At 54.2% G+C, this 8,219-nt stretch carries 8 protein-coding genes; 7 read left to right on the plus strand and 1 reads right to left on the minus strand.

Annotated features, from left to right (window positions below; translation table 11 throughout):
* Positions 1 to 577: 577 nt before the first annotated feature.
* From AC01ZF_RS17380 to AC01ZF_RS17395, 4 genes are read left to right on the plus strand one after another with little or no spacing between them, the layout of a single operon-like run.
* Complete coding sequence (locus tag AC01ZF_RS17380; protein ID WP_424677497.1) at positions 578 to 913, plus strand: hypothetical protein; 336 nt, start codon at positions 578 to 580, stop codon at positions 911 to 913.
* Positions 906 to 2,174 (plus strand): glutamate-5-semialdehyde dehydrogenase, encoded by a 1,269-nt coding sequence (locus AC01ZF_RS17385; RefSeq protein WP_424677496.1) that lies wholly within the window; start codon positions 906 to 908, stop codon positions 2,172 to 2,174. Before AC01ZF_RS17380 ends, AC01ZF_RS17385 begins: the two co-directional genes overlap by 8 nt.
* Before the next feature lie 19 nt (positions 2,175 to 2,193).
* On the plus strand, positions 2,194 to 2,940 hold the full coding sequence (locus AC01ZF_RS17390) for a type 1 glutamine amidotransferase (RefSeq protein ID WP_424677495.1): 747 nt from the start codon (positions 2,194 to 2,196) through the stop codon (positions 2,938 to 2,940).
* 33 nt (positions 2,941 to 2,973) lie between these two features.
* The gene (locus AC01ZF_RS17395; protein WP_424677494.1) at positions 2,974 to 3,225 is read left to right on the plus strand and encodes a hypothetical protein; all 252 of its coding nucleotides are present in this window, start codon (positions 2,974 to 2,976) and stop codon (positions 3,223 to 3,225) included.
* A gap of 643 nt (positions 3,226 to 3,868) precedes the next feature.
* On the opposite strand, the gene AC01ZF_RS17400 is transcribed toward AC01ZF_RS17395, so the two are convergent.
* Positions 3,869 to 4,909 (minus strand): tagatose 1,6-diphosphate aldolase, encoded by a 1,041-nt coding sequence (locus tag AC01ZF_RS17400; protein ID WP_424677493.1) that lies wholly within the window; start codon positions 4,907 to 4,909, stop codon positions 3,869 to 3,871.
* A 199-nt stretch (positions 4,910 to 5,108) separates the two neighbouring features.
* Here AC01ZF_RS17400 and AC01ZF_RS17405 point away from each other — a divergent pair, with 199 nt between their 5' ends.
* From AC01ZF_RS17405 to AC01ZF_RS17415, 3 genes are all read left to right on the plus strand, one after another.
* Complete coding sequence (locus AC01ZF_RS17405; protein ID WP_015942037.1) at positions 5,109 to 5,279, plus strand: hypothetical protein; 171 nt, start codon at positions 5,109 to 5,111, stop codon at positions 5,277 to 5,279.
* A 104-nt stretch (positions 5,280 to 5,383) separates the two neighbouring features.
* Positions 5,384 to 7,117, plus strand: a complete 1,734-nt coding sequence (locus AC01ZF_RS17410; protein WP_424677492.1) for a long-chain-fatty-acid--CoA ligase — start codon at positions 5,384 to 5,386, stop codon at positions 7,115 to 7,117.
* Positions 7,118 to 7,646: 529 nt separating this feature from the next.
* A partial coding sequence (locus tag AC01ZF_RS17415; protein WP_476575541.1) for a DNA-methyltransferase occupies positions 7,647 to 8,219 on the plus strand: 573 nt, incomplete at its 3' end.

The raw sequence follows: 8,219 nt of genomic DNA on the forward strand, positions 1-8,219 counted from the left end.
GCTCGAAAGGACAAAAGGGGAGCATCGGAGTGCGATGAATTGACAGATTGCTCGCTCCGCTCGAAAGGACAAAAGGGTGGCATCGGAGTGCGATGAATTGACAGATTGCTCGCTCCGCTCGAAAGGACAAAAGGGGAGCATCGGAGTGCATCGGATGGCAAGATTTCTCGCTGCGCTCGAAATGACAAGGGAGCTGTTGGGCCGTGGGATGGTGAGCGCCGCACTGTCATGTCGTTGGTTTGTTAATCTGGGCGGCGTTCGTGGAAGGTGAATTCAACAGAGAGCGATAGCCGAGTGCAGGCGAGAGTGAAAGGTGAGATGCGTACTTTCGCGAATTGATGATACCGCGCTGTTGTTTACCATCGAACGCATAGCGACAGACGCCTCTACGAATGTGAGGTGCCGGGATGGGCAATAATCCGGCGTGTAGTGAGATGTACCCCTGTGAGTGTAACGAGCCTATACATCTACCTCCTTCTGCGAATCTGCAAGCATTATCTCGCGCGTATCGAGCATCGTGCCGTAATCCAAGAGCGTGGTACAATGCCGCCAAAGACGCATACCACAGGACACCACGATGAGCCTTGACAGCATTCGGATAATTGTGGCATTAATCATCGGTGTACTACTCGTCGTACAGGCTCGGCGCAGCACAGCCGGCTCGCGGCGGCAGTGGGCGTTGGGATTAGGAGCGGCGGCAATGGTCGTTGTTGCTACGGCCAATGCCATTCCGGCTGCGCTCACACCGTTGATGGTTATCGGCGGCGGGCTGGTGTTAATCGCAGTGTGGCTACTCTGGCAAGCGTACCAACGCGGAGAACTGGAAGATCGCTTCGAGCGCGCCCGACGCTATTTAGAGGCAGAACGGCGTCGTTACGATGAACAGGATCGGGGAGGTTCGCACGATGATTGATCTCGAGACGATTGGCCGGCGAGCGAAGACGGCGGCGCGCACGCTGGCGAAGGTGTCAACCGAACAGAAAAATGCGGCGCTCCACGCAATTGCCGATGGGTTATTGGCCCGCCAAGATGAAATTCTGTCAGCAAACGCGGCCGACGTAGCCGATGCCGAACGAGCCGGCACACCGCCGGCGATTGTCGATCGCATGCTGTTGACTGAAGCGCGACTAGCGGCGATTGCCAACGATTGCCGGAAGGTGGCAGAATTACCTGACCCGGTAGGTGAGATTTTTGACCGGCGTGAATTGCCGTCGGGTTTGCGCTTGTACAAACGGCGAGTCCCAATCGGCGTGATCGGCGCCATTTACGAGGCACGGCCCAACGTGACAGTTGACATTGCTGCGCTGTGTCTCAAGGCCGGTAATGCCGTGATCCTCCGTGGCGGGAGCGATATTGCGCGCAGCGTGGCTGCCACTACGACCGTCATTGCCGAAGCACTAGAACAAGCCGGTCTCCCGATATTTGCCGTACAGAGCATTACCGATCCCGACCGCGAATTGGTGCGGCAGTTGCTACGGCTTGATCGCTACGTGGATATGATCATCCCTCGCGGTGGTGTTAGCCTTCATCGGTTTTGCGTCGAGAACGCGACGGTGCCGGTAATCGTGGGTGGGATGGGGGTTAGTCATATTTATGTCGAGCCAAGCGCCGATTTTGCCCGTGCTGTGCCGGTCGTGGTCAACGCCAAAGTGCAGCGACCGGGAGCGTGCAATGCGCTCGACACCTTGCTCGTTCACCGCGCCGCAGCACCGGTCTTCTTACCTATGGTCGCAGCAACGTTAGCCGAGTACAATGTTGAGCTACGCTGCGATCTAGAAGCACTTGCTATCCTTGCCGACGCACCCGGCCACGAGAACTGGCAGTTGCGACCGGCAGAACCGGCCGATTTTGGCCGTGAGTTTCTGGCCCTGATCGTGGCGATCAAAGTCGTGGGCGATATTGATGAAGCCCTCGATCATATTGCCCAGTACGGCGGCCATTCTGAAGCGATTTTGACCGGTGATCCGGCCAACGCGGTTCGCTTTACCCGCGAAGTTGACGCAACTGCGGTGTTCGTGAATGCCAGTACTCGCTTCAACGACGGCGGTCAGTTTGGATTAGGCGCTGAGGTGGCAATCTCAACCAACCGCCTGCACGCCCGTGGGCCGATGGGTTTGCAAGAATTGACTACATACACGTGGATCGGTGAAGGGGATTATTTGGTACGGATATGAAAGCAGAACAGACACCGGTATGACTTTTACGCTATGCCTGGCTCATCTTTATCCCGATCATATGAATGTCTACGGTGACCGTGGTAACGTGATCGCGTTGCGTCAACGTTGTCTACGGCGCGGTATCGAGCTAGAGGTGATCCCTGTTCAGCCGGGTGATATCATCGATTGGAGAGCAGTCGATTTCGCATTTTTTGGCGGTGGTCAGGATAGCGGGCAGGCACTGATCACCACCGATCTGATCGAGCGGCAGGGGCCGGAATTGCGTGCGGCGATTGAGGATGGGTTGGTGCTTTTGGCGATCTGCGGCGGGTACCAGTTGCTCGGCCACTATTTTCTGACTCACACCGGCGAGCGCTTGCCCGGGTTGGGCGTGCTCGATGTGTATACGATTGCCGGTAAGCGGCGCATGATCGGTAATATCGTGATCGAGGTTGATCTAGGGCACGGACCACAACGGTTGGTCGGATTTGAAAATCATAGCGGTCGCACATTTCATGGTGCGCGAGTACGTCCGTTTGGCAAGGTCTTGACCGGCTACGGCGATAACGGGCAAGACGGTTGGGGCGGTGCGGTCTATCGCAATACGTTTGGGTGTTATTTGCACGGTGCCTTGTTGCCGAAGAATCCGCAACTGACCGATCACCTGATCGGTCTGGCGTTGCGGCGCCGGTACGGTCAGCAAGCCGAGTTATTACCATTGCCTGCCGAACGCGAATTGGCCGCACAGCGGGTGATGGTACAACGCTTGTTACGACGGTTCTAAGTAGGACGCTGTCATTATGGAGGAGTCACGACGATGCACATCACCACCGGCGCGCCAACCGAAGAAGAGGCGGCAGCGGCAATTGCAGCGATAACCTTGTTACTATCTGAAGAGGTATCACACGTTGCGCTAGCTTCATCTGAACCACCGGCGCGATGGCGCGACTCGATGCGACTGATTGCCCAAGGAATATCACCGATGCGGGTACCGGTTCCACCACGCTGGCATACGATTGAGCGACTACGACGGGCCGGCAAGGGTGGAATGGGGATTGTAGGACTGTAAATCCCCTGCTGCCGCTGATTTAAGGTCGAATCCTGAAGAGCCGCGCAACTATGATGAAGCCCACTGCACGGGCTGTAAGCCTCACTTCAGTCCCTTCGCTCGCATGGCGGGAGAGGGGGTCAGGTTGGATAGCCACACAAAACAACATATGTTTGTGTGTTTTGAGTCTTTTTGTGGCGATTGATTACGCTCCGGCAGTACCCAACCCTAGAGGGTCTACCATGACGAAGCCCGCGGCGCGGGCTGATGATTCTCACCCCTGTCCCCTCTCCCACTGGCACGGGAGAGGGGCGATTATTCCTTGCGGCAGGAGAGGGGCTGGAGGTGAGGGCATACGCAGAGGCACAAAGCGAGCAAAGACGGTTAACGCTAAGACGCTAAGCGAGCAAAGACGGTTAACGCTAAGACGCTAAGCGAGCAAAGACGGTTAACGCTAAGACGCTAAGCGAGCAAAGGCGCAGAGCGACGGAACGCTAAGACGCTAAGACGCTAAGCACGCCGAGGGTGCAAAGATCTGTGGGTGATGACCATTTTCTGTGCCCTCGGCGGTGAGCACTCATCTCCTCACCCCCGCTGGGGTTGAAGGGACGGGGCGAGGGCTTTCCGCCCTAGTGAGAGCGGGAACCCACCCCAATATCGGCAATCAACTTACAACCGGCAGATCCACTACCTCGATATTCTCAAGCCCGCCGTAGATCGTCCACCATGGCTTCGCACCTTTCGCCAGCGTCTCGTTAAGTGCAGTAATATTCGCAACGCCGCGATCCTCAAGCCATGCCTCAAGGGCAGCCAGACCCTGCTGGGCATAGACCGGAATACCATCTTGCCACGTCGCCCGACCACACAACACACCGGCAAAGGGTGTACCGGCTTCGGCGGCAAGTTCGAGTGTCTCACGGAAAACTTCGTCGGATACACCGGCGCTCAGGTAGATGAACGGCTTGCGGGCAGCATCAGCAGCCTGCCGGAAATACTCCTTCGCCTCTTCACGGCTGTAGGCCTTTTGACCGCTAAACACCCGCATCCCCTCGACAAATTTCACATTCACCGGCACTTCGACCTTAAGTACGTCAACACCGTACTGCGGTTTCGAGAACTCTGCCATATAGGCGGTCACATACTTCGGTTTGACGAGGGCGAATTCAAAGCTCTTTTCATCACCGACTGTATCATCGTAAGCAATTGGCTCGAGGAAGAAGGGAATATCGTTCGCGGCACACTCGGCACCTACCCGCTCGATAAAGGCGTGTTTAATCTCGTTGATAGCCGGATCATCGAAGGGATTGTAGTAAAGCAGAATCTTGATCGCGTTAGCGCCAGCTTCTTTCAAGCGACGCACACTCCACACATCGAGCAGGTCGGGTAAACGACCACGCACCGAGGCGTCGTAGCCGGTCTTCTCATAGGCCAGCAAGACACCGGTACCTGGAGCACGTTGGGCAATTGCCGGCAAACCGTATTCTGGGTCCATCAGAATCGCACTCGCATAACGGGTCAGAATACGAGTAACGGCCGTCTTGAACACGGTTAAATCCTCACTTGACGCATCGGCGCCGCGAGCTTTAGCAATCGCCTTTTTGAGCGAACCACGCTGATCCATCGCTGCGGCAGCAATAATACCGTTGTCATCAGCACAGGCTTTGATCCCCTCGAATTTACCGCGCGTCATCTTGACTGTAGCCATCGATAAAACTCCTTGTGCAAACAATCGCGTACTAACCAGGATAATAAGCTGTGAACGAAGGTAGCTAGCAAACACAAGCTGGGAAAGAGCAGAGCGGTAGCACCTTTATTATAACCGATTCACTTCCAAGGCTGATAAAATATGGTACAATTGAAGCGTATTTCCCCAATCTCGATGGGAATAGGCACGGGGAGGTTCTATGAAACAGGTATTCGGCGTTTTTACCTTTCTTCTAGGGCTGATTATCGGCCTGATCGGTGGTGCAGCATTATTAGCCTATGCCTATCAGGCAGCAGGTCTGTACCCACCTGACGACGCAACCATTAAGTTTATTGCTCGCGAGCGGGGCTGGCTCCGCGATGATGTGTAGGGTATGGTAAGGAATTGCGGTGAAGACTATAACCTTCACCGCTCAGTTAGACAGCTCATCTGTTGATCTCCCCGATCGGTAGAGGGCGCACAAGGAGGTGCAATTTGGACAAGATCTGGTTGTCGTACTACGAGCCGGGTGTGCCGAAATCGCTGACGTATCCTGAGATCACGCTCAGCGACATGCTGAGCAACAGCGCCAAGACGTATGCCGACCATACTGCAACCAATTTCGTCTTACGCTATCTGCTCGGTGGACGATTCACAGTTGGCGGTAAGTTAACGTATCGGCAGTTGAACGAAAAAGTAGATCGAATGGCCACCGCGCTCTACCAGCTCGGGGTGCGCAAAGGGGATAGAGTGGCGGTGATGTTACCCAACTCGACGCATTACATTATCACATTCTTTGCGTGTATGCGGTTGGGTGCGATTGTGGTGAATACAAACCCAACCTACACCGGGCGCGAATTGCAGCACCAGTTGCACGATTCAGGCGCTGAGACGATTGTGCTGCTTAATTTGTTTTGGCCGCGGTTACGCGAAGTACGTGCCGAGACGCCGGTGAAGCGGGTGATCGTAGCCCATATCTTCGACACTCTTGGTTTTCCCTCAAACTTTCTGGTAAAGAGTTCGCAGAAGAAGACGCCGGAGTGGGTTGATGTGATGCCTGAGCAGGACATCTTCTTCTTCCAACACCTGCTCGAAAAATATGGCCCTACCCCACCGAAGGTGAACTTGACTCCCGACGAGATTGCGCTCTTCCAATACACCGGCGGAACGACCGGTCTCCCCAAGGCGGCGATGTTAACCCATCGCAATCTCGTCGCGAACACCGTACAGGTAGCAGCCTGGCTGACGCGCGGCCAGCCCGGTGGCGAAAAGATGATGGCGGCGATCCCCTTCTTCCATGTTTATGGCATGACAGTGGCAATGCTGTACAGCATCCACATCGGAGCTGAGATTGTCATCGTGCCTAGCCCACGCCCTATCGACAATGTCATGACGGTTATTCAGCGCGAGCGATGCACACTCTTCCCCGGTGTCCCGGCGATGTACATTGGCATTATCAACCATCCGAAGGTTAACGAATACGATCTGCGTAGTGTGAAAGCGTGTATTAGCGGATCGGCGCCATTGCCAATGGATGTGCAAGAGAAGTTCGGCCAACTGACCGGTGGTCGCCTCGTTGAGGGCTTTGGCATGACCGAGGCTAGCCCGGTGACGCATTGCAATCCGGTCTTTGGTGAGCGGCGTGCCGGTAGTATCGGTATCCCATTGCCCGACACCGAGGCAAAGGTTATCGATCTCGATACCGGTCGTGAGATTGAGCCGGGAAGCGACGAGACCGGTGAGCTATGCGTGCGCGGACCACAGGTGATGAAGGGATATTGGCAACGACCTGACGAGACGGCGAAAACCATTGATGCTGATGGTTGGCTGCATACCGGCGATATTGCCCGCGTCGATAAAGACGGCTACTTCTACATCGTTGATCGCAAGAAGGATATGATCAACGTCGGCGGTCTCAAGGTGCTGCCGCGCGATGTCGAGGAAGTACTCTTCATGCACCCCAAGGTGATGGAGGCAGTGGTCGTCGGCATTCCACATCCGCAGCGCGGTGATGATACGGTGAAAGCATTTATTGTGCCGAAGCCGGGTGAGCAGCCGACGGTTGAAGAGATTAAGGAGTTCTGTAAGCTGCACCTTGCCCCATACAAGGTGCCGCGCGAGGTCGAGTTCCGCACCGAGCTGCCCAAGACGCTGGTCGGCAAGGTGTTGCGCCGCGTACTGGTCGAGGAAGAAAAGGCCAAGCAGAAAGCGACGGTGGCAATTACGTAAGATGGTTTTGTGGCCCTCACCTCCCAGCCTCCTCTCCCGCACAGCGGGAGAGGAGGTGTTTTTCTCTGCGCCTTTGCGTGAGGTCCCTCATCCTTCTACCCTATGACAACGATGTGAGGTGGGTGTAAGGCCCGCATCCCTCGGCTCCCTTTTGCGGATACAGGCGAGTAACGAAGATTTCGCGCTGCGCTCGAAATGATAGGGGGCGTGATTGGCAACAGAAGCGCTTGAAGCGGTATGCTATAATGTACGCTAACTTAAGGAATATCTTGGATAGGACATTCCAACAAAAGTATCAGATTGACAAAGGGTCACCGTATATCTACGTACATCCTAAACGAGTCTTGGCGTGGCATGGCGAAAGACTAACGACAATGACTCTTGGTTGTTCGACGAGTGACGTTGAAAAGCGAAACTGGACAAGATCGCCACCGGCCGAAATGCATTCGGTATTGTCAGACACCCCTTGGTATAAACCACACGTTCCGAGAACTGGATCGCCTCATACGTATGGTTTGGAGTAATAATTATGACACTACCTTTAAATCAGATTATTGAAGGCGACTGCGTAGAAATACTTACTATGTTACCAGAAAAATCCATTGATCTTATTTTTGCTGATCCCCCCTATAATTTACAGCTACAAAACGAACTACATCGACCAAATATGACGAAAGTTGATGCTGTAGCTGACGACTGGGACAAGTTCGAGTCGATGCAAGCATATGATGAGTTTACTCAAACGTGGTTAACGGCTTGTAAGCGAGTCTTGAAACCGACCGGCACCATTTGGGTTATTGGAACGTACCATAATATCTTTCGAGTTGGGGCCATTATGCAGGATTTAGGGTTCTGGATCCTTAATGATGTTATCTGGATAAAAATAAATCCGATGCCTAATTTTCGTGGTGTCCGTTTTACCAATGCCCATGAAACCCTTATTTGGGCAAGTACCGGCAAAGATGCAACATATACGTTCAACTATTACGCGATGAAAGGGTTGAACGATGAAAAGCAAATGCGTTCTGACTGGTGGCTTTTACCATTAGCGACAGGAGCGGAACGGGTAAAAAATGAAAATGGTGATAAGGCCCATTCCACT

The sequence above is a fragment of the Chloroflexus sp. genome (assembly GCF_056331925.1).

Coding starts and splice junctions, on each gene's coding strand:
- AC01ZF_RS17380 (WP_424677497.1), top strand. CDS start 578: ATGAGCCTTGACAGCATTCGGATAATTGTGGCATTAATCATCGGTGTA.
- AC01ZF_RS17385 (WP_424677496.1), top strand. CDS start 906: ATGATTGATCTCGAGACGATTGGCCGGCGAGCGAAGACGGCGGCGCGC.
- AC01ZF_RS17390 (WP_424677495.1), top strand. CDS start 2,194: ATGACTTTTACGCTATGCCTGGCTCATCTTTATCCCGATCATATGAAT.
- AC01ZF_RS17395 (WP_424677494.1), top strand. CDS start 2,974: ATGCACATCACCACCGGCGCGCCAACCGAAGAAGAGGCGGCAGCGGCA.
- AC01ZF_RS17400 (WP_424677493.1), bottom strand. CDS start 4,909: ATGGCTACAGTCAAGATGACGCGCGGTAAATTCGAGGGGATCAAAGCC.
- AC01ZF_RS17405 (WP_015942037.1), top strand. CDS start 5,109: ATGAAACAGGTATTCGGCGTTTTTACCTTTCTTCTAGGGCTGATTATC.